This is a genomic window from Sphingomonas bacterium, from assembly GCF_028292945.1.
In the GTDB taxonomy this organism is placed as follows: domain Bacteria; phylum Pseudomonadota; class Alphaproteobacteria; order Sphingomonadales; family Sphingomonadaceae; genus Sphingomonas.
Genome location: NZ_JAQGLJ010000030.1, coordinates 1 through 19844, shown reverse-complemented (window position 1 = coordinate 19844; position 19844 = coordinate 1). Strand labels below are relative to the sequence as shown.

The 19844-nt window shown below is 66.4% G+C and carries 18 protein-coding genes and 1 tRNA gene; 7 read left to right on the top strand and 12 right to left on the bottom strand.

Annotated elements, in window-relative coordinates; genetic code table 11:
- Together JWN21_RS04050 and JWN21_RS04045 are read left to right on the top strand one after the other, a co-directional pair.
- Nucleotides 1-611: alpha-isopropylmalate synthase regulatory domain-containing protein (locus JWN21_RS04050; RefSeq protein WP_299646491.1), on the top strand; the 611-nt coding region annotated here is incomplete at its 5' end.
- Nucleotides 608-991: a hypothetical protein gene (locus tag JWN21_RS04045; RefSeq protein WP_299646489.1), complete on the top strand. Its 384-nt coding sequence runs from the start codon at nucleotides 608-610 to the stop codon at nucleotides 989-991. The genes JWN21_RS04050 and JWN21_RS04045, both read left to right, overlap by 4 nt.
- A 4-nt stretch (nucleotides 992-995) precedes the next feature.
- On the opposite strand, the gene JWN21_RS04040 is transcribed toward JWN21_RS04045, so the two are convergent.
- From JWN21_RS04040 to folE, 3 genes are all read right to left on the bottom strand, one after another.
- Nucleotides 996-1346, bottom strand: coding sequence for a dihydroneopterin aldolase (locus JWN21_RS04040; RefSeq protein ID WP_299646487.1), 351 nt, complete (start codon nucleotides 1344-1346; stop codon nucleotides 996-998).
- A 150-nt stretch (nucleotides 1347-1496) separates the two neighbouring features.
- Nucleotides 1497-2243: an SDR family NAD(P)-dependent oxidoreductase gene (locus JWN21_RS04035; protein ID WP_299646485.1), complete on the bottom strand. Its 747-nt coding sequence runs from the start codon at nucleotides 2241-2243 to the stop codon at nucleotides 1497-1499.
- Nucleotides 2244-2837, bottom strand: coding sequence for a GTP cyclohydrolase I FolE (gene folE / locus JWN21_RS04030; RefSeq protein ID WP_299646483.1), 594 nt, complete (start codon nucleotides 2835-2837; stop codon nucleotides 2244-2246). It lies immediately after the preceding gene.
- 208 nt (nucleotides 2838-3045) lie between these two features.
- Here folE and JWN21_RS04025 point away from each other — a divergent pair, with 208 nt between their 5' ends.
- The 4 genes from JWN21_RS04025 (at nucleotide 3046) to JWN21_RS04010 (ending at nucleotide 6876) form a co-directional block, all read left to right on the top strand.
- The gene (locus tag JWN21_RS04025; protein ID WP_299646481.1) at nucleotides 3046-6003 is read left to right on the top strand and encodes a TonB-dependent receptor; all 2958 of its coding nucleotides are present in this window, start codon (nucleotides 3046-3048) and stop codon (nucleotides 6001-6003) included.
- A 167-nt stretch (nucleotides 6004-6170) separates the two neighbouring features.
- A complete protein-coding gene (locus tag JWN21_RS13945; protein WP_367182908.1) occupies nucleotides 6171-6377 on the top strand; it encodes a DUF2945 domain-containing protein in 207 nt (68 codons plus the stop codon).
- Nucleotides 6378-6423: 46 nt separating this feature from the next.
- Nucleotides 6424-6726 (top strand): SWIB/MDM2 domain-containing protein, encoded by a 303-nt coding sequence (locus JWN21_RS04015; protein ID WP_299646477.1) that lies wholly within the window; start codon nucleotides 6424-6426, stop codon nucleotides 6724-6726.
- 73 nt (nucleotides 6727-6799) lie between these two features.
- Nucleotides 6800-6876, top strand: a tRNA-Arg gene (locus JWN21_RS04010).
- Between the two features lie 437 nt (nucleotides 6877-7313).
- On the opposite strand, the gene JWN21_RS04005 is transcribed toward JWN21_RS04010, so the two are convergent.
- Genes JWN21_RS04005 through JWN21_RS03990 form a run of 4 tightly spaced genes read right to left on the bottom strand, consistent with a single transcriptional unit; the run spans nucleotide 7314 to nucleotide 9559 of the window.
- Nucleotides 7314-7736, bottom strand: a complete 423-nt coding sequence (locus JWN21_RS04005) for a DUF1178 family protein (RefSeq protein WP_299646475.1) — start codon at nucleotides 7734-7736, stop codon at nucleotides 7314-7316.
- The gene (locus JWN21_RS04000; protein ID WP_299646473.1) at nucleotides 7733-8566 is read right to left on the bottom strand and encodes a carbon-nitrogen hydrolase family protein; all 834 of its coding nucleotides are present in this window, start codon (nucleotides 8564-8566) and stop codon (nucleotides 7733-7735) included. Before JWN21_RS04000 ends, JWN21_RS04005 begins: the two co-directional genes overlap by 4 nt.
- Nucleotides 8563-8820: a glutaredoxin 3 gene (gene grxC / locus JWN21_RS03995; protein ID WP_299646471.1), complete on the bottom strand. Its 258-nt coding sequence runs from the start codon at nucleotides 8818-8820 to the stop codon at nucleotides 8563-8565. The genes JWN21_RS04000 and grxC overlap by 4 nt, the downstream gene beginning before the upstream one ends.
- Before the next feature lie 31 nt (nucleotides 8821-8851).
- Entirely contained in the window at nucleotides 8852-9559 is a 708-nt protein-coding gene (locus tag JWN21_RS03990) for a ComF family protein (RefSeq protein WP_299646469.1), read from the bottom strand.
- Nucleotides 9560-9601: 42 nt separating this feature from the next.
- Here JWN21_RS03990 and JWN21_RS03985 point away from each other — a divergent pair, with 42 nt between their 5' ends.
- A complete protein-coding gene (locus JWN21_RS03985) occupies nucleotides 9602-10432 on the top strand; it encodes a methyltransferase domain-containing protein (RefSeq protein ID WP_299646467.1) in 831 nt (276 codons plus the stop codon).
- On the opposite strand, the gene JWN21_RS03980 is transcribed toward JWN21_RS03985, so the two are convergent.
- The 5 genes from JWN21_RS03980 to JWN21_RS03960 form a co-directional block, all read right to left on the bottom strand.
- Nucleotides 10429-10821 carry a response regulator gene (locus JWN21_RS03980; protein ID WP_299646465.1) on the bottom strand — a complete coding sequence of 131 codons (393 nt, stop codon included), beginning with the start codon at nucleotides 10819-10821 and terminating at the stop codon, nucleotides 10429-10431. The genes JWN21_RS03985 and JWN21_RS03980 overlap by 4 nt on opposite strands.
- Nucleotides 10822-10874: 53 nt before the next feature.
- Nucleotides 10875-13295, bottom strand: coding sequence for an ATP-binding protein (locus JWN21_RS03975; protein WP_299646463.1), 2421 nt, complete (start codon nucleotides 13293-13295; stop codon nucleotides 10875-10877).
- Nucleotides 13296-13301: 6 nt separating this feature from the next.
- Nucleotides 13302-14504, bottom strand: coding sequence for a GGDEF domain-containing phosphodiesterase (locus JWN21_RS03970; protein ID WP_299646461.1), 1203 nt, complete (start codon nucleotides 14502-14504; stop codon nucleotides 13302-13304).
- A gap of 430 nt (nucleotides 14505-14934) precedes the next feature.
- Entirely contained in the window at nucleotides 14935-16407 is a 1473-nt protein-coding gene (locus tag JWN21_RS03965) for an NAD(P)/FAD-dependent oxidoreductase (RefSeq protein ID WP_299646459.1), read from the bottom strand.
- A 167-nt stretch (nucleotides 16408-16574) separates the two neighbouring features.
- Nucleotides 16575-19844: translocation/assembly module TamB domain-containing protein (locus JWN21_RS03960; protein WP_299646457.1), on the bottom strand; the 3270-nt coding region annotated here is incomplete at its 5' end.

Sequence of the window (19844 nt, the reverse complement as noted above, 5' to 3'; positions counted from 1 at the left end):
AGGGGCAGCGCAACGATCAGCTGTGGGAGGTGCCCTACCTCCCCATCGACCCCGCCGACCTCGGCCGCAGCTACGAGGCGGTGATCCGCGTCAACTCGCAATCCGGCAAGGGCGGCGTCGCCTGGGTGATCGAGCAGGACAAGGGGCTGAAGCTCCCCAAGCGGCTCCAGGCCGATTTCAGCCGCCACGTCCAGGCGCTCGCGGACGAGACCAGCCGCGAGTTGAATGCGGCCGACATCTGGGGCCGGTTCGAGGCAACCTACCTGCCGCGCGATGGCGACCGCTTCGTGCTGCGCGACTATCAGGAGACCGGCTCCCCCGGCGATCGCCTGTTCGTCGGCCGCGTCGCGGTGGACGGCGCGGAGCGCTCGATCAGCGGTCGCGGCAACGGCCTAATCTCCGGCGTCGTCGCGGCCTTGGCAGAGGCAGGCGTGGCGCTCGACGTGGTCGACTATAACGAACACGCGATCGGCCATGGTGCCGACGCGCAGGCGGCGGCCTATCTGGAATGCCGCACGGCGGACGGCCGCACGGTGTTCGGCGTCGGCGTCGACCCAGATGTCGCCACGGCCAGCGTCAGGGCGGCGCTGAGCGCGGCGAACCGAACATGAGCAGCCTGTCCAAGTCGGTGGCCGGGCTGGCGTTGATAGCCGCGCTGTCTTCCGCGAGCTCCTGCGCATCGACGGAATTGGCACGGGACGGCTTCGACCAGCAGTCCCCACGCGACCTCATCGTACTCGGTCGAATCAAAACTCTTTCCTATGAAGCTACAAACGATCCAGATGACATTCTTGGACATGGCTGGATCACGGCAGAACTCCATGTGCGCAAGGTAATCAGTGGCAAGCCACCGTCACGCTCGCTGATCGTGAGGTATTTCGCTCACAGCACCTTTCGTGACGACCGCACCTTTCGGCTTCGGCTGCGCAGGATCGAGAGCGGCCAGTATTTGATCTGCTCTGAAGGTGGTATCGGCGCCCGCTGCGAGTAAGCCTTCAACGCCCTCGCACCACCTCGCATCCGACCGCCGCATCGGGATACACGTCCAGCTTCATCGACCGCACTTTCACCTCCCGGACGCGCAGGTCGGACAGGCACAGCGATGCCACTGCATCGACCAGCGTTTCCTGCAACGCGAAGCCCTCGCCCGCTGCCATCCGCAGGATGCCTTCGCGCACGAAGTCATAATCGAGCACCTCCTCGATCCGGTCGGCCGACGGTGCCCGATCATAGGCGACCGTCATCCGCACCGACAACCGCACGCGTTGCGGCTCAGCTTCATGCGGGTGGATGCCCAGGCGTAGCCGAACGTCCATGGCGTCGAGGATGGTGGTGTAGTCAGGCATGGTTCGCGCCAATCCCGCCGTCCCCTGCGAAAGCTCCCTCCCCGGCAAGAGCCGGGGTCCGGCGCAAATCGGCGACGTGCGCGGTAGCGCACCCGGCGCGGCGCGCCGGGGCTGTACCCCCGCTTTCGCCGGGAAAGGGCAACAGCGGGATCACTGCCCTCGCCCCTCGAACATGACATCGCCATCGCGCTTCAGAAACCGCTGCCCATTGTCGACGAACAGGTTCTGCCCGGTCACGCTCTCCGCCCCGATCAGATAGGCCACGGCGTCCGCCACCGCCTCTGCGCCCACCGGTCGCTCCAACAGGTTCTTGCACGCCACGGTGTTGAATTCCGCCGCCGTCTGATCGCCACTCGCCAACGTCAGCCCCGGCGAAACTGCATTGACGCGCACCGTCGGCGCGAACGCCTGCGCCATCAGCGTCGTCGCCGCCGCCAGCGCCTGCTTGGCGAGCGTATAGGAGAAGAAATCGGGGTTTGGATTCGCGACCTTCTGATCGAGCAGGTTCACGACCGCGCCGCCGACCCCCTGCTGATACAGGCTTTGCGCCAGCAACACTGCGGCCGTACAATTCACCGCGTAGAGTTGCGCCGCCAGATCGATGTCGACCGCCTCCGGACGATCGAAGACGAACAAGGACGCGGAGTTGACGAGACCGTCAATCGGTCCGCCGGCGACTTTGCGTGCCCGGCTCCACAGCTCGTCGATCGCGTCCAGCCGGTGCAGGTCGCCCCCGACGATCCCCGCACCGCCGATCTCGTCCGCAAGCGCCGCCGCCTCGTGCACCGAACGACCATAGTGGATGATCAGACGATGCCCGTCCGCCGCCAATCGCCGCACGATGGCCGCGCCCAGCCGCTTCGCCCCGCCCGTCACCAGGACCGTTCGCGCCGCCACCTAGCAGCCCATCAGCGCCAGCACCTCGCGCCGCGAGCGTTCGTCCTCGCGGAAAACGCCCATCATGCGGCTCGTCGCCATCGTCACGCCCGGCGTGCGAACGCCCCGCGCGGTCATGCAGGCATGCGTCGCCTCGATCACCACCGCGACGCCGAGCGGCTTCAGATTGTCCCAGATGCAGTCGGCGACCTCCGCAGTCAGCCGCTCCTGCACCTGCAGGCGGCGCGCGAAACCGTGCAGCACGCGCGCCAGCTTGGAGATGCCAACGACATGATCGCGCGGCAGATAGGCGATGTGGGCGCGGCCGATGATCGGCGCCATGTGGTGCTCGCAATGCGACTGGAAGGGGATGTCCTTCAGCAGCACGATCTCGTCATAACCGCCGACCTCCTCGAACACCCTCGCCAGGTGCTGCGCGGGGTCGTCACCATAGCCAGCGCAATATTCCTTCCACGCCTTGGCGACACGGCGCGGCGTATCGAGCAGTCCTTCCCGATCCGGGTCGTCACCGGCCCAGCGGATCAGCGTGCGGATCGCATCGGCTACCTCGTTCGGCACGCCGGCCACGGGTGTCCCGTCGATCAGATCGCCCATCGCACGATCCTTTCGCCGCCACAGTCGACGCTCACCAGGATAAAGGTTCGAATCTGCAACTGTTTCATTCTCGCAACATCGTCCAGCAATGGGGTTTTGCCTAGGGAAATCCGATTGACGCATGATTCTGCCCGGCGCACGCTCCATTCCTGAAACGCGAAAAACGCGAAAGCCGGCGGTGACCGGCATCATACCAGGAGGGATGTCCATGACGAAGTTCCAGCTGCTCGCCGCCACCGCGGTCATGCTCATTCCCGCGAACGTCTGGGCGCAGGAAGGCGCGGGCGGCGCCTCGACTCCGGCACAGGAAGGCGGCACGACCCCGGTGGCGGTCTCTCCAGCCGCAACGCAGACCGATGCGACGGCCACCACAGGCCAAACCGGCGGCATCCAAGACGTCATCGTCACCGCCCAGCGCCAGTCGGAGGTGCTGCAGAACGTCCCGATCGCGGTCACTGCGTTCAATGCCGCCGCATTGCAGGCGCAGCAGATCAACACCACCAGCGACCTGCAGCTGACGCTGCCGAACATCACCTTCACCAAAAGCAATTTCACCTCGTCTTCCTCGTTCAACATCCGCGGCATCGGCGACCTGTGCGTCGGCGTGACGTGCGACGCGGCGACCGCGGTGCACGTCAACGACGTGCCGGTCATTGGCTCGCCGATCTTCCAGAACGAGTATCATGATCTCGAGCGCGTCGAGGTCCTGCGCGGACCGCAGGGAACGCTGTTCGGACGTAACGCGACCGGTGGCGTCATCAACTTCATCACCGCAAAGGCCGATCTGTCGGGTATTCACGCTTCCGGCGATATCGAATACGGCAACTACAACAGCCTGCGCGTAAAGGGCATGTTCAACCTGCCGCTGACGGACACGCTCGGCATCCGGCTCGCCGGCTACTACCTGCGCCGCGACGGCTTCACCTATAATGTGTTCACCGACTCCCGGATCGATGGTCGTGATCAATACGACATCCGCGCCTCGATCCGGTGGCAGCCGACTCCCAACACGACGCTCGACATCGTCGGTCATTATTTCAAGGAGGACGACGACCGCTCGCGCATTCAGAAGCAGCTTTGTCACCGTGATCCGACGGGTGTGCTTGGCTGCCTCCCCGATCGCCTGGTTCCCGGCGAGACGGTGAACGGCAATGCGAGCTTCGCGGCGACGCTGACCAGTTCCGAATTCTTGCGGATTGCGACGGGCTCCGCCGCCAATCCGAACGGGCTGAGTCCGTTTGCGCTGGGCAGCGTCTATGGCCCCGACACCTATTCCAATTTTGTGAACCCGACCGACCTGCGTACGGTAAACATCGATTCGCTTCCGCGCTTCCGCACCGACGAGAAGCAGGTGCTATTTGCGCTGAACCATGATTTCGGCACAATTTCGGTCAAGCTGGACGGCGGCTACACCGAAGGCTCCACCGACTCCACGGTCGATTATAATCTGGCTGTCGAAAATGCTTACGCGACCAACCCGGGCCTCAACGCCTTCAACGCCGTCGCCGGCGCTGGCGGGCTTGGCCCGGGCTATCTGGCGGCTCGCAATCTCTTCCTGCCTACCGGCAGCACGGCCAACGTGTGCCAGTCGCTTGCCGAGCCGACCGGCACGGGTGTGTTCGGCGGCAACAGCATCTGCGCTCCTCGCAGCCTCGACTTCGATCGCTCGACCGGGTCGGGTCGCCAGTATCATGGCGAGGCGATCGTCAGCAGCGACTTCGACGGGTCGTTTAATTTCCTGATCGGCGCCGGCTACCTGAACTACAATGTCGACGAGAACAGCTATTATGTGAACTCGTTCGCGCTCGATTATGCGTCCGCCCTGTTCGGCGGCGGCAACGGCTATTCGGCGACGCCTTTTTTCCGCAACAACTCGCTCAATTATCGCTTGAGGTCGTATGGCATCTTTGGCGAGGTTTATTTCAATTTGGCTGAGAACGTTAAGATGACGCTCGGTGGCCGTTACAATCACGACGAAAAGCACATCGAGGCGCGGAACACGCTGTTGAATGGTCTGGTCGTGCCGTTCAACACTGCCAACGTCTATACGGCACCCGCGTTCGCGAACTACGATGCCGATCCGTCGCGCACCGGCATCCAGCCGCTGGCGATCAACGACGTCGAGTTCAAGCGCGGCACCGGCCGCGCCGTCATCGACTGGCAGATCACCCCGCGCAACCTTCTCTACGCGTCCTACTCGCGTGGCTACAAGTCAGGCGGCGTCAACCCGCCGGTTGCTCCCGTATTCGCGGTCTCACCCTTCTTCGGGCCGGAAACGGTCGACGCCTTCGAGATCGGCACCAAGAACACCTTCCTCAACGGCACGCTGCGGCTAAACCTCACCGGCTTCTACTATCGGTACAAGCAACTGCAGCTCAGCCGCATCGTGGCGCGGACGTCGGTCAACGACAATGTCGATGCCACTGTCTACGGGCTGGAGGCGGAGGCGATCGTCGCTCCGTCGCGCAACCTGCTCGCCAACCTCAATTTTTCCTATCTCAACACGCGCGTGAAGAATGACAAGCTGCTGGTGAACCCACAGGACCCGTCGGGCGGCCGCGCCGATGCGGTGATCATCAAGGACCTGCAGAACGGCAACAACTGCGCGGTTGTCTCGAAAGCCGGCGTCGCGGCGCAATCGAACGGCTTCGTGGGCGCGGTCAATACCGCACTCGGGCTGCGAGCGCCCACGCCAGTGCCGGGCACCAACACCACCGGTGCGTACAGCCTGTGTGCGGTGCTCACCGCGAATTCCGCCAACCCGGCCGCTGGCGTCACTGTATTGCAAGAGGGGGTCGCGGTGAACATACGTGGCAACGACCTGCCGCAGTCGCCGCACTTCAAATTCTCGGCGGGCCTGCAATACACCATCGAAGCCGGCGACTGGAACATCGTACCGCGCGCCGACCTGACCTACACCGGCGAGTATTTCGGCAGCATCTTCAATCGGAACGTCAATCGCATCAAGGGCTATGAGGTGGTCAACGCCCAGGTTCAGCTCAACGCGCCCGACGAGCGCTTCTTCGTCCGCGCCTTCGTGCAGAACCTCACCAAGAACAATGCGATCACGGGTCTCTACGTCACCGATCAGTCGTCCGGCCTGTTTACCAACGCCTTTACCCTGGAGCCGCGGCGTTACGGCGTCGCGGCCGGGTTCCGGTTCTAGAAACGAACGTCCTGCTCTTGCCTGGCCAAGAGCAGGACGCTTCACCGAGCCAAGCGGCCCCGCCGCGCGCTCGCCCACCTGGGTCATCGCTACTCAAGATCGCGTCACCCGCGCGAAACCTTCCCCACGCTCGCACGCTTTGCCTGCCCAACAGCAGGAGAACTCCCATTGCCGACGACCTGAAGAAGGGCGATCACGTCACCTGGAAGTCGCACGGCGGCACCGCGCACGGCACGGTCGAGAAAAAGCAGACGAGCGACACCAAGATCAAGGACCATCAGGTCCGCGCCTCGCCCGAAGACCCGCAGTACATCGTAAAGAGTGACAAGGGCGGCAAGGCGGCGCACAAGGCGACTGCGCTCAAGAAGGCGTGATTCCCGGGCGCCTCGTACGCGGTCCGGGGCTTAACAGGAGAACCCCATGGCCACTGCCAAGCAGGAAGCCGGCGCCAAATCGGCCGCCACCAAGCAGACCAACAGCGGCACCGGCATCCACGCCCCCGTTCAGCCTTCCAAGGAACTCGGTGCGGTGGTCGGCGACGACAAGCTGCCGCGCAGCCAGGTGATCAGCAAGGTGTGGGACTATATCAAGTCCAACAACCTGCAGAACCCAGCGAATAAGCGTGAGATCCTGGCCGACGAAAAGCTGAAGAAGGTGTTCGGCAAGGACAGCTGCACCATGTTCGAGATGAACAAGCACATCGCCGCACATCTCAAGGCCTGACCCACCGGCCGGTCGATCGCGGCTCCGGCGCGCGATTGACCGGCCTTGGCCTATGCGCGAAAGGGTCAGGAGTGACCCCGTAGCTCAGCAGGATAGAGCATCGGATTCCTAATCCGGGGGCCGCGCGTTCGAATCGCGCCGGGGTCACCAAGGACTCAAAACGCGCGGGGCGCGTTTTGTGCCTTGGTGATGGAAGCGCGAAGCGCGACCTCACCATGGTTGCGAGGCGCTGATTGGGTCTGGTTGGTGGAGCACGCATTACGGGCGGTGGCGGACGCTTCGATGATGCTCTGACGCATGGCGACATTCCGCCGCTACGGGTGGCGGAGCGCGTCGGGGAACTGGCATCAGCGGGTGACGTTGGGGTGTGCAGCGCCTAGGCAAGATGACGGCTCGGCTAGGTCGGCCATTGGCGATGAGCCGTTCATCTCAGCGCGCGCTCAGAGCGAGCGAATGCAAGGCGGTCCCTAATCTCTTGCAGATCGTCGGTCCTGTCGAGTTCCTGCTCCGGTGATTGTAGTCCCGCGGCTGGCAGCGGTGGCTCGATTGGAACCTCGGGGATACTGCGCCCGCGCCCCGCCCATCCATTAATTCTTCTGCTCCGGCGGCACCACCGGCAGCGGCAGCGGCGCGACCGGCACGCCCTCGTCGACCAGCGCCTGTGCCTCCGCCAGCGTCGCCTGGCCGTGGATCACGGCGTGCGCCTCCTCGCCCGCGTGCATCGCGCGTGCTTTCTCCGGGAATTTGCCGCCGACCCAGGTCGAATCCTTCAGCGCCTTGGCCTGCTCGGCGGCGAGCCTGCTCATGAACGCCTTGACCATGGCAGGCGGCGGACCCGAATTGCCCTTGGCCGGCACGGCGGGCGCCATCGCCGCCTTGGTCACCGACAGATCGCCGCACAGCGGGCAGCTGACCTGCCCCGCCGCGCGCTGCTCGTCATACGCCGCGCCGCTGCCGAACCAGGCCTCGAAGACATGCCCGGTCCCACAGCGCAGGTCGAAGACGATCATGCGAGCGTAACAGCTGGAATTGCGCGACGATGGCGCAGCGCCGGGATGCGCGCCCGCACTTCGGCGAGCCGCTCGGGGTCGATTTCGACGAAGCCCAGCCCCGCCGTCTCGGCCATGTCGAGCATCACCTCGCCCCAGGGGTCGATCCCAAGGCTGTGACCATAGGTTGCGCGGCCATCGGCATGCTCACCGACCTGCGCGGCCGCGACGACGAAGCACCCCGCCTCGATCGCCCGCGCACGCAGCAGCACCTGCCAATGCGCGGCCCCGGTGGGGCGGGTAAAGGCGGCGGGCACCGTCAGCACCGTCGCGCCCGCGTCGCTCAGGGCGCGATATAGATCGGGAAAGCGCAGATCGTAGCAGATCGACAGCCCCAAACGGCCGGCGGGCGTGTCCACCACCACCGCCGCTTTGCCGGGCGCGAAGGCGGCCGATTCGCGCCAGCTCTCCCCCGCCATCTTCCGAGAGGGCGGCAGGTCGACATCGAACAGGTGGATTTTGTCGTAGCGCGCCCGGATCGCGCCGCTGGCGTCGATGACGAAGCCACGATTGGCGTACCGGTCGCCCTGCCGCACCGCGAGCGAGCCGAGATGCACCCACAGCCCCGCGCGCGCCGCTCCCTCGCGCACGGCCGCGAGGACACGATCCTCATCCTCACCGACGATGGAACCCGCCGCCCGCGTCCGATCGCGGTCTAGCAGGCCAGACATTTCGGGGGTGAACAGCATCGCCGCGCCTTCGGACGCCGCCCGCGCGATCGCATCGGTCAGCACGCGCGCGTTGTCGGCGGGATCGATCCCGCTCGTCATCTGCAGCAGCGCAGCCCTCATACCGCCAACAGCGGGTCGAGGCCTCCCTGCCGATCGAGCGCGGCGAGATCGTCCGAACCGCCGATGTGGCGCCCATTTATGAATATCTGCGGCACGGTGGTCCGACCGCTCGCGCGCTGGATCATCTCGGCCCGGCCCGGCCCCCCATAGCTGATGTCATGCTCCTGCGGCGTGACGCCCTTGTCCGCCAACAACCGCATCGCGCGCGAGCAATAAGGGCAGAACGCCTTCGTATAAATTTCGACCGTCGCCATTCCGGTGAGTTGTGGTCGACGCGCCCGCTTGTCAATCGTCGCCGCTCAGCACCCGCGCCCAGCACAGCACGCTCACCCGCGCCGCACCCGCGTCCAGCAGCGCCGCCGTGCAGGCATCGACCGTCGCGCCGCTGGTGTAAACGTCGTCCACCAACACGACGTGACAGTGGGCAACGCGTGCCGTGACCGCAAACGCGCCGTCGACCGCGCGGCGACGGTCGCGCCCGCTCAGCCCCTTGAGCACCGGCGTCCGGCGGGTGCGCGCGAGCAGGTCGCTCACGAACTCCACCCCAGTCCTCCGCGCCAGCCCGGCCGCGATCAACCCGGCCTGATTATATCCGCGCGACCACAGCCGCCAGCGATGCAGCGGCACGGGTACGAGCAGGTCGGCATCGGCGGGCATGTGCCGCACCATCAGCGCCGCCATCGTCTCCGCCACCCCCATCCGCCCGCCATATTTGAGCTTGAGCGCCAGCTTCCGCGCGATCGCGCCATAGGCGACTGCCGCGCTGACGCCTGCATGGCGCGGCGGTCGCGTCAGGCAATCATCGCACCGCGCGCCCGGCCCCGCATCGAAGTCGAAGGGCAGATGGCACCCCGCGCACCAAGGCGGGCCGATGAAGCGCAGCGAGCCCCAGCAGTCCATGCAGAAACCACTATCCTCGCCGACCGGCACGCCGCACCCGCCGCAGCGTGGCGGCAGCGCGAAGTCGGCGATTGGACGCAGCACGGCCCACATCCGTCGCTTGTCACCCGCCCACCGCGGCCGCACAAGCGGGTCATGTCCGCTCCCGCTATCTTCGATCGAGCCACGCGGCGGGTTCGCCGCGATCGCGCGCGTCCACGCTATGCCGAGCACGATTTCCTGCGCACCGCGATGCTGGACGGCATCACCGAACGGCTGGAAGCGGTGACTCGCTCGTTTGGTGAGGTGCTGGATCTCGGCTGCTTCGATGGCGCGTTCGCGCTGCCAGGTGCCCGCATCGCACGGTTCGATCCTGGCTTCGGCTTCGCCCGGAGTGCGCGTGGGGTGCAGGGAGACGAGGATCGCCTTCCGTTTGCCGACAGCAGCTTCGATCTGGTGGTGAGCGCGGGCGTGCTCGATCAGGTCGACGATCTGCCCGGCGCGCTGGCGCTGATCCGCCGCGTGCTGCGGCCGGACGGGCTCCTTTTGGGGGCCTTCGTCGGCGCGGGCAGCCTTCCCGCTCTGCGTGCGGCGTGGCGAACGGCGGACGGTGAGCGGCCTGCCGCGCGGCTGCATCCTCTGGTCGAGGTGCGCGCGGCGGGCGACCTGCTGGTGCGGGCCGGGTTCGCCTTGCCGGTCGCCGATGTCGAGACGCTGCCCGTGCGCTACCGCACCATGGGCCGGCTGGTCGACGACCTGCGCGGGATGGCGGCAAGCAACATGCTGGCGGCCCGCTCGGCGGCAACGCGCACGCACCTCGCCCGCGCCGCGGCAGCCTTTGCCGCCGGCGCCGATTCAGAAGGCCGCACGACCGAGCGGTTCAGCATCGTCTTTCTTACCGGCTGGGCGCCCGACCCATCGCAACCCAAGCCGGCGCGACGCGGCAGCGGCACCACCAGCCTAGCGGCGACGCTCGGACCAGCCTAGCCGATCACCCCGCCATCTTCCGCTTCCCGCGCCAGAATGGCCCCCATCGCGTCGAACAGCTCGTCCATTGCGACCGGCTTGAACAATACCTCGTCCGCGCCCGCCGCCAGGCATCGTTCGCGCAGGTCGGTGGCGGTGTCGGCGGTGACGACGATGATCGGCACCCGCGCCTTGGCATCGCCGCGCGCGCGGATGTGCCGGATCACCTCCATGCCGTCCATGCCGGGCATGCGCAGATCAACCAGCACGATCCGATAATCCTCCGCATCGATCAAGCGCAGGCCCGCTTCGCCGTCCTCCGCCTCGGTCATGGTCGCGCCGGCCACGTCCAGCATGTCGCGCACAACGCGGCGATTCATGCGGTCGTCCTCAATGAACAGAACGTTCATCGAGGGGCAGAAGAGCGGTGAGCAGCGACGATCATTGCAGAAACTTCATCTACTCATGCCGCCTGCGAAACAAGTGGGATCGCGTCCGCTTGTTGGCTCCCTACGGGAAACAGCGCCTGCACCAGCGCGGTACCCGTGACCGGCTTGCCGACGACGCGCGCGAGTCCCAGGGCGAGCAGCTCCGCACGCTCCTGCTCGGCCGCGACCGGCCACAGCAACGTGACCGGCTTCCCGCCTGCCGCGACGATCAGCCGCGACAGAAAGGCGCCCGCCTCACCCTCGGCGCGAGCGGTCGCGTCGTCGATCAGCAGCTGGCACACGTCGTGACTCGCCAGCCGCTCCTCCGCTTCGTCGATGGTGCCGGCAAAGACGACGGAACCGACATGGCGCGCAAACAGCGTGCGGAGCATGGCACGCGTGATCGGGTTGCGATCCACGATTAACAGCGTCGGGCACGCGGTCGTCACCGGCGCGGTTTCGGCAGCAAGCGTCGGCAGAGGCAAGTCGACGGTGAACGTGCTCCCCTCCCCCGGCCGACTGGTCAGCGCGATCGCCCCGTCCATCGCCTGAGCGAGGCTGCGGCAGATCGACAGGCCCAGCCCGGTGCCGCCGAACCGGCGCGTCGTGCTGGTGTCGGCCTGGCGGAAGGACTCGAAGATCTCGCCTTGTTTGTCGGGATCTATCCCCACCCCGGTGTCCACGACCGTAAGGCAGACGCCGAGGTCGCTCGCCTCGACGGTGAGCTTGATACTGCCGCTGCCGGTAAACTTCACCGCGTTGGACAGCAGGTTGAATAGGATCTGCCGGACCCGCGCCATGTCCCCTTCGACTCTGGCGGGGCAGCGCGACAGATCAATGGCGAACGCCAGCCCCTTGTCGCGCGCCTGCTCCGCCCACATCGTGGTCGCCTCGCCGACACAGGCGGGGAGGTCGAACGGTGCCCGTTCCAGCCACAGATTGCCCGTTTCCATCTTCGCGACGTCCAGAATGTCGTCGACCAGCGCGCGCATGGTCATGCCGGCGCCGTGCACCACCGTCAGCCGGTCGCGCATCGGCGCAGCCATCGTGCGATCGGCCAGCATCACCTGCGTCATGCCGAGGATGCCGTTCAACGGCGTGCGAATTTCGTGGCTGGTGGTCGCCAGGAACTCGGTCTTGGCCGCCAGCGCCTTGCCGAGCGCGCCATTAGTGACCGCGAGATCGTCCTTCGCCGCGCGCTCGCGATCGCGACTGCGGCGGATGGTGACCAAGCCGATCAACAGCAATATGATAACGACTGCGGTCGCGCCGCCGCCGATCAGGAACAGCGTCCGCTCAGTCTCGGCGCGCTGAAGGGCATCGCGCGCCACGCGCAGGCGCTCGGCATCGCGCAGACGCTCGATCTTGGCATTCTGATTGGCCGAATTGAACCGCGCCGCCATCAAGGCCGTGCTGGTCTCCGTCGCCAGCTTGACCGCCTGATCGTCAAGCCGCTTCAGGGCCTCCAGGTGGCCCAGTGCCTTGTCTGGTCGGCCCAGCGTCCGGTAAGCGGAGACCGCCGTCAGGTGCGCATAGCGGAAGCGCCCGTCGGTCGTGGTGGTGTCGAGCCCCGCCAGCGCGCGATCGACCAGCTTCCCGGCCTCGGCCGGACGACCGCGCTGCAACAGCGTCTGCGCGGTCAGGATGTCCAGCTGCGTCCGGTCCTCCGGGGTGCCGGACGATGCGCGGCGGGCGACATCGATCGAACGCTCCGCCTGCCCGACCTGTCCGGCGAGCAGCTGATTGCGCGCGAGATTGCGCAGGAACACGCCCTCCATAGCAGTGCTCTTCAACGCGCGCGCGTGACGGAGCGCCTCGCGAAACGCAGCAGCGGCGGCGGCGAGGCGGTTCTGATCCTGCAGCACCACGCCCCGCGTGTTGTGGATTGCGAGCGCAAGCCCCGGATCGGCATGATGCGCCTGCAACGCCTCGTTCAGATAACGCAGCGCCGTCTCGTAATCCTTCGCATCAAAATACAGGTTCGCCATGCAGATCAGCGAGATCGCCTCGCGACGCGCGTCGCGATGGCGACTGAACAGCCGGTGCGCCTCTTGGAAGTCGGCCAACGCTGCGGCGACCTTGAGCTGCTTGGCGTTGATACTGCCCCGCGTCAGCAGCACATCGGCTTGCAGCTTGCTGCCGGGCGCAGCCTGTTGCGAGAGCGCGAAGGCCTTGTCGATCAGCGGTGCGGCGCCGACCAGATCGTCGAGGCGAAAATGCGCCTCTCCCTGCAACCATGCCGTTGCGGCCAGCCCTGCGCGTTGCGCTTGCCGGCCGGGAAGTGCCTTGGCCAGCGGCTCGGCCCGTCGTGCCTCGTCGGCGGCGGTCTCGGGTGCCGTGAGCATGAACGTCTTGGCGCGATCGACCGCCGCGTCGAACCGCGCTTGGGCGCCCGCACCCGCCTGTGCAGGAGCACTCGCAAGCGTCAATGCAAGGAGGACAGCCAGCCAGCGCACCGCCGGTCAGCCGCGGGCTCTGACCGCCGCCAGCCGCTCCAGCGGCGAGCGCGGCGCAACGGCGATAGCGAGGTGGCGATCCTCCCGCAGAAAGGCGAGCAAGGCCTCCAACGCCACCGGCCGGCTGATGAGATAGCCCTGCACCATGTCGCAGCCCATGACCGACAGCAGGGCCAGCGAGGCGGGCGTTTCGACGCCCTCGGCGACCACTTCCATATCCAGCGCATGCGCCAGATCGATGGTGGAGCGCACGATCAGCGGATCGCGGTGCGTACTGGTAAGCTCGGTCACGAACAGTTTGTCGATCTTCAGTTCGCTGGCCGGCAACTGCTTCAGGTAGGCGAGGCTCGACAGGCCGGCGCCATAATCGTCGATCGTAACCACGACGCCGATGTCGGACAGCCGCTGCAGATGCCGGATTGCCCCCTCCGGATCACCGATCACGGAGGTCTCGGTGATCTCCACCCCCAGCTTCGCCCCGCTGTTTACGATCAGCGCGATCACCTCGTCGATGAAGGAGGCGTCCGACAATAGCGCGCCGGCCATGTTGATGAAAACCGGCAGCGGATAGCCGTTGCGAATCAGCACGCGTTGGTCGGCGATCACCTGTCGCACGGTCCACAGCGTCACCGCCGCGATCGCTCCGTCCCGTTCCGCGTGGGGGATAAAGTCGTTGGGCAGCACCAGGCCACGCTGGGGGTGATGCCACCGGATCAGCGCCTCGACGCTGACGATTTTCTGCCGACGGAGGTGCAGCTTGGGCTGATAATGGACGAACAGCTCGTCCCGCGCGATCGCGGCGTGAAGCTCACGGCCGATCTCCCGGTCGGCGGTCGCCTTAGCGGGCAGCTCGGCGGGTGCGTCGCGCGCGTCCATTAGCGCCAGTTCCGCGCGCTCGACCAGCGATACCTCGTCGAGCCGTCCGGGCAGAGCCGTGGCGCCGCCGATGACCAGGCGCAGACAGTGCGGCTCGCCATCGATCAGCAGCGGTTGCAGGAATGCGTGCTGCAGCGCGCGTTTTGCGAAATCGGCGCCGTCCGCATGCTCGCTCGACAGGCTGACCTCGATCAGGTTTCGTCCAACCCTGCCGACCATCGCGCCGGGCAACACCGCCGCGACCCGCTCGGCAACGTCGACCGCCACAAGGTCGGCGCGCTGCACCCCCAGCCGGCGGCGAAGCTGTGAAAAGTCCGCCACTTCGACCAGCAACAGATGCGCGGAACGACGAACGCGCGGAGGGTCAATCGCCGACGCTGCTCCGCGTGTCGCCTTCTCGTACAAAATTTTCCCAGCCGCACTCATGGTAAGTCGGGCTTAGGGGCCCCGATTGAAAATTCGATTAAGCCAGGAACCAATCTGCAGGCGCGGTGTTGCGTTATGCTTAATGACCTGTTAACCCAAGTTTGCGTCTCAACGGAGATGCGCAAGGGAGTATCAGCGATGTCCTTCATGCTCGATCTGCTTTACGGCGAGACCGTCAAGCCCTGGTAATTAGGCGTGGTTCGGCTTGGGACGCTAAGTCTCTGGCGACGGCGATTGATGTCAGTTTCTAGCCGATTAACCGCTGCGGAAACGTGGCGGTTTTTCTTTGTCCGTAGCCGGCTACGATACGCTGACGACGCGACCCAGCTTCGTGCGATCAGGCCACCTGCCGCGTCCTTTCCTGGCCCGGATTGGAATACACCATTGCATCGTCGACCGACCCGAATTTCATCGCCAGAACGTCCAGAGCGTAGTTCTGATTGAGCTTCCACGGCCTCTTCGACCCCTGCTTGGGCAGCCGGTCGGCGGCGCGTTGGATATAGCCCGACGAAAAGTCAACGAACGCCTCCGCCGCCATCGTCGGATCTTCATTATGGGGCGTTACGATCGCCGTTTGACGCTTCCTCATCGTGTTGAGAAGGCGACAGACATATTTCGCCACCAGGTCGGCCTTCAACGTCCAACTGGCGTTGGTGTAGCCGAAGGTGAAGGCTAGGTTCGGCACGTCGGAAAACATCATCCCTTTGTACTGCAGCTTGTCGGCGAGATTGACCGGCGCGCCATCGACGGTGAACGGCACCCCGCCCATCAGCGACAGCTCCAGCCCCGTCGCCGTGACGATCACATCCGCCGGGATTGTCCTGCCCGAGCTTAGCTGGATCCCCTCGGGCACGAAGCGTTCGATCGTATCCGTCACCACCTCCGCGCGGCCATTCCGGATCGCGGTGAACAGGTCCGCGTCGGGCACCAGGCACAGCCGCTGATCCCAGGGGTTGTAGCGCGGCGTGAAGTGCGTCGCGACATCGTAATCCGGGCCGAGATGCTCGCGCACCATGCCCAGCAGCCGCTCCTTCGTCTTCTCCGGCCGCTTTCGCGTCATGCGATAGAAGAACATCCCCAGCAGCACGTTCTTCCACCGCGTAACTCCATAGGCGGCCTTGGACGGCAGCTTGGCGCGCAGCCAGTTCGCGACAGTGTCCTCTGCCGGTCGCGACACGACATAGGTCGGCGAGCGCTGCAACATCGTGACCTTGGCCGCGTCGCGCGCCATCTCCGGCACCAGCGTCACGGCCGTCGCCCCGGAACCGATCACGACCACCTGCTTGCCGGCATAGTCCAATTCCGCCGGCCAGAATTGTGGATGCACGATGCGCCCGCCGAAATCCTCCGACCCGGCAAAGGACGGCGCGTGCGCCTTGTCATAGCTGTAATAGCCCGAGCACATCGCCAGGAAGTTGCACGTCATGGTTCGCGCGCCGGATGGCCCCTGAATCTCAACGGTCCAGCGCGCGTCCGCCGTCGACCAGCTCGCGCTCAGCACCCGCGTGCCGAAGCGGATGTGCTTGTCGATGCCATAGGTACGCGCGGTCTCCTCGACATAGGCCTTGATCGAGGGTCCGTCCGCAATCGCCTTGGCCTGCGTCCACGGGTGAAAGGAGAAGCCGAGCGTGTGCATGTCGGAGTCAGACCGGATGCCGGGATAGCGGAACAGATCCCACGTCCCTCCCATCTGGTTGCGCGCTTCCAGAATGGCATAGCTGCGATCGGGGCAGCGTGTCTGGAGGTGATAGCCGGTGCCGATTCCGGAAATGCCCGCGCCTACCACCACCACGTCGACATGTTCGGCCATCGGATCGTCCTCACCCGCTTATTTGCGTTTCGGACAGGAACCTATCGCAAGCGAGCCCCGCCGTCACGAGCCAACACCCCTTCCCGACGGACGCCGGGGTCCAGTGGGCCGCGCCGCGGGCTGGGCCCGGCTTCCGCCGGGAAGGATAACGCTGGCGCAGACCTGCCTCAGTAGTCCTTGCTGTACTTCAGCCGCACGTCCGACCCGCCGAACGAGCCCGTGGAAGTCAGCAGGCTCAGTGCCCGGGTCAGTGCGATCTCCAGCTGCGTGGCGGTGAAGCCGCGCGCGTCTGTCACGATCTCGACATAAATGTCGTCGGTGATGTACTTGCCCGCCGCCAGTGCGGTGCCCTTGCCCCCCGTCTCGCTCCCGGACACGATGCGCAGACGATCGAAGCCCGTCGCCGAGCGCAGCTTGCCGAGCGGATTGAGACCGCCGCCCGAGCCGCGCAGGCCGTTCAGCGCGGCGGCCAGCTGGATCGCCTCGATCGCGGACAGGTTCGCCGGGCTGGTGCCGAACAACAGCCGGCTCAGCACCTCGTCCTGCGGCAGCGTCGGCGTGGAGGTGAAGGCAATGCGTGGGCGCAGGCCCGTGCCCGTGATCGCGATCTGTGCACTGATGCCGTTGGTGGTCGTCGTCGCCAGGATGTCGATGTCGGGATCAGTCAACGCTCCGCCGCGCAGCCGCACCCGCCCGCGCGTCACCACGAAGCGCTTGCCGGCAAAGGAGTATTCGCCCTTCACAACGTCGAGCCCGCCGGTGATGACCGGCAGCGCGGAAGTGCCGCCGAGGCGCAGGTCCATCTCCCACTCGCTTTCCAGCCCCATGCCCGACACGAAGATCTGGTTGGGCGCGGACACGCGCAGATTGAGCCGGAAGGCGCCCATCGGCTCGCGCGCGGGCCGGTCGCTGAACCGCGCCGGACGGATGTCGGTCTTGCGACGCACGCCGGTCAGTTCCGGCACTTCGGCCTGCCCCTGACGGATGATCTGATAGCGCGCGTTCGGGACGGTCAGTTCGCCCTCGATCAACCCGCCGTTGCGCCCGTTCGTGATCCGGATGTTACCGGATGTCCGCGCCGCCAGCGCCTCGCTCTTGGCGAGCTGCGCGTTGTCGAGCTTGGCGCGGAAGTCGATCGGGAAGCCCGCGTCGGACGCCAGCCCGATCGAGCCGCTCGCCTCGACGGTACCGTCGCCCGCGCGCGCATTCAGCTGCGTGATCTCCAGCCGGTCGTTGGTGAAGCGTCCGGCGAGGCGCATCCGCGACAGTCGCGTGCCGAACGTCTCATTGTCATAAGTGAGATTGTCGGCCCGGATCAGCCCGTTAAGGCGCGGTGCTGAGGCGGTTCCCGAGAAGTCCGCCGCGACGGCAATCGGTCCCTGCAGCGACTGGTTGGGCAGTGCCGCAAGGCTGAACAGCACCGCCGAGGGACCGTTGTAGCGGATGCCGCCGGCCAGCGGCGCATTGAGCAGCCGCGTCGTCCAGTCGGCCCCGCCGCCCAGCGGTCGCATCGTCGCCAGCAGCCGTCCGACCACCGTCGGGCCGCGCTTGACCAGCGCACGCGCCTCGCCGCCGGCGGCACCCAGCCGCCCGAGGAACACGACATCGACGGGCTCGGAGATCGCTGCCAGCCCGGTGCGCTGCAGCCTGTTCACGGTCATTCGCAGATCGGCGACCGGCACGGCGTTGCCCTGCTGGCGATAGTCCAGGCTACCGGTTGCCGACCCCGACAGCCCCAGACCCGGCGCAAACGCGGAGAGGAAGTTCAGATCAAGCCGGTCGAGCCGCGCCTGTGCCGCCGTGACGCCACCGCCGAACGAGCCCGCCAGCCGCGCCGATCCGCCATTAGCGCCGCCAAAGTCGAGCCGCGTCGGCAGCAGGCGATAGCCGCCTCCCGCCCCGACGATACGCGCCGGCGTGGCGATGCGGAACGGGATGCCGTTCGCCTTCCCCTGCGCCGCGACCAGATAGTTGTTGGGCGCGAGCTGTGCGTTGAGCGCGACGCGGAACGGCACGCCCGACGACCCGGTCAGCAGCGCCTGCGCGGTACCGCGCCCGCCGACATAGTTCACCTTGACGCGCGCCGCCTCGATCACGGTCGTGTTGTACCGCGTGTCGGCAAGCTGCGCGTCGGCGACGATCTGGGGCGCGGTCGGAAACAGTACGATGCTCGCGTCGATCAGCCCGCGCCCGATCGTGAAGTCGGCGATCCCGGGCACGACCGCGTTCAAGGCGCGCGCACGGATATCGGCGCGTTGATAGCCGCCTTGCGGCGCCAGCCGGACGTTGCCGGAGAGCCCCTGCCCCGCAAAGCTCAGCGCACCGGCGAACGGCCCCGCGGCCGTCTGGACCAGCCGCCCACGCCCGGTGATCCCTGCGAACACCAGCCGCCGCACGTCGATCGCGAGCTGCGCCCCGGGCCGGACCAGCAGATCCGCCGTGAATGGCCCGTAATTGGTGCCGCCGGTGGCGTTGATCTGATATGCGCCGCCGCGCCCGACGATGCGGGCTTGCACGTTGGCGAGACCGACTCCGAAGCCCGGCCGCGCCACACGCAGGTTGATGACCGGAGCGGTCGCCGTTCCCGCGACGCGCGCTGACACCGGCCCGTACTGGTTTGAATAGGCATCCGCCTCGACCGCCACCGCGCCGGTCGCGGGATTGAACCGCCCCGATCCGCGCGTGACGCGGAACTTCGGCGCGTTGAGCCGCAACCCGCTGAATGTCACCAATCCTGCCGGGCTGTAACTTATGTCCGCGCGAACGATGGCGTTGCCACCCAGAAAGTCCCGCACACCGGAATTGAACAGCTGCTGCGTGCGAGCGACGACCCGGCCCGTGATCCCGAACCCGCCATTGGGCCCGGGCACGATCTTCGCATCGGTTGTGAGGTTGACGATGCCGATGCTCTCGACGCGATAGTTGTTGATCCGCCCCTTGAGCGCGCCCGAGTACCGGCCGGCCGCCACGTTCGCGACCAGAATGGCGGTGGCATCAATGTTGTCGGAGCGAATCCTGAGATTGTCCGAGAGGATGTTGGGCATCGAGATGGCAAGGTCGCCATCGATCCGGACGTTGGTCGCCAGTCCCCCGATGGCGGCGTTGAGCCCCGTCAGCCGTCGCGCCCGCGCGCTAACCGGCACCAGGATGCGATCGGGATTCACCCGCGCCAGCCCCTCGGCGTACAGCTGATCGACGCCCATCGCCCCGAACGCCAGCCGCGCCGCCGTGACCTTGTAGTTCACCGTCGGGGTCGCGAAAGCGCCGTCCAGCACGACCCGCGCCATGACGTCGCGCCCGGACAGGTTGGGCGCGATCGCGCCGGGCGTCAGCAGCCGCGCGTCGATCGCGAAATTACCGAACCGGCTGTTGCCCATGTCCAGCACGCCGCCGGCGTCGACCGCGAGCGCGCTCGACGTCAGCTTCATCCGCGTGTC

What these genes read in the sequence shown, in the direction of transcription:
- JWN21_RS04045 (WP_299646489.1), top strand. Translation starts at nt 608, where the DNA reads ATGAGCAGCCTGTCCAAGTCGGTGGCCGGGCTGGCGTTGATAGCCGCG.
- JWN21_RS04040 (WP_299646487.1), bottom strand. Translation starts at nt 1,346, where the DNA reads ATGCCTGACTACACCACCATCCTCGACGCCATGGACGTTCGGCTACGC.
- folE (WP_299646483.1), bottom strand. Translation starts at nt 2,837, where the DNA reads ATGGGCGATCTGATCGACGGGACACCCGTGGCCGGCGTGCCGAACGAG.
- JWN21_RS04025 (WP_299646481.1), top strand. Translation starts at nt 3,046, where the DNA reads ATGACGAAGTTCCAGCTGCTCGCCGCCACCGCGGTCATGCTCATTCCC.
- JWN21_RS04015 (WP_299646477.1), top strand. Translation starts at nt 6,424, where the DNA reads ATGGCCACTGCCAAGCAGGAAGCCGGCGCCAAATCGGCCGCCACCAAG.
- JWN21_RS04005 (WP_299646475.1), bottom strand. Translation starts at nt 7,736, where the DNA reads ATGATCGTCTTCGACCTGCGCTGTGGGACCGGGCATGTCTTCGAGGCC.
- JWN21_RS04000 (WP_299646473.1), bottom strand. Translation starts at nt 8,566, where the DNA reads ATGAGGGCTGCGCTGCTGCAGATGACGAGCGGGATCGATCCCGCCGAC.
- grxC (WP_299646471.1), bottom strand. Translation starts at nt 8,820, where the DNA reads ATGGCGACGGTCGAAATTTATACGAAGGCGTTCTGCCCTTATTGCTCG.
- JWN21_RS03990 (WP_299646469.1), bottom strand. Translation starts at nt 9,559, where the DNA reads ATGTGGGCCGTGCTGCGTCCAATCGCCGACTTCGCGCTGCCGCCACGC.
- JWN21_RS03985 (WP_299646467.1), top strand. Translation starts at nt 9,602, where the DNA reads ATGTCCGCTCCCGCTATCTTCGATCGAGCCACGCGGCGGGTTCGCCGC.
- JWN21_RS03980 (WP_299646465.1), bottom strand. Translation starts at nt 10,821, where the DNA reads ATGAACGTTCTGTTCATTGAGGACGACCGCATGAATCGCCGCGTTGTG.
- JWN21_RS03965 (WP_299646459.1), bottom strand. Translation starts at nt 16,407, where the DNA reads ATGGCCGAACATGTCGACGTGGTGGTGGTAGGCGCGGGCATTTCCGGA.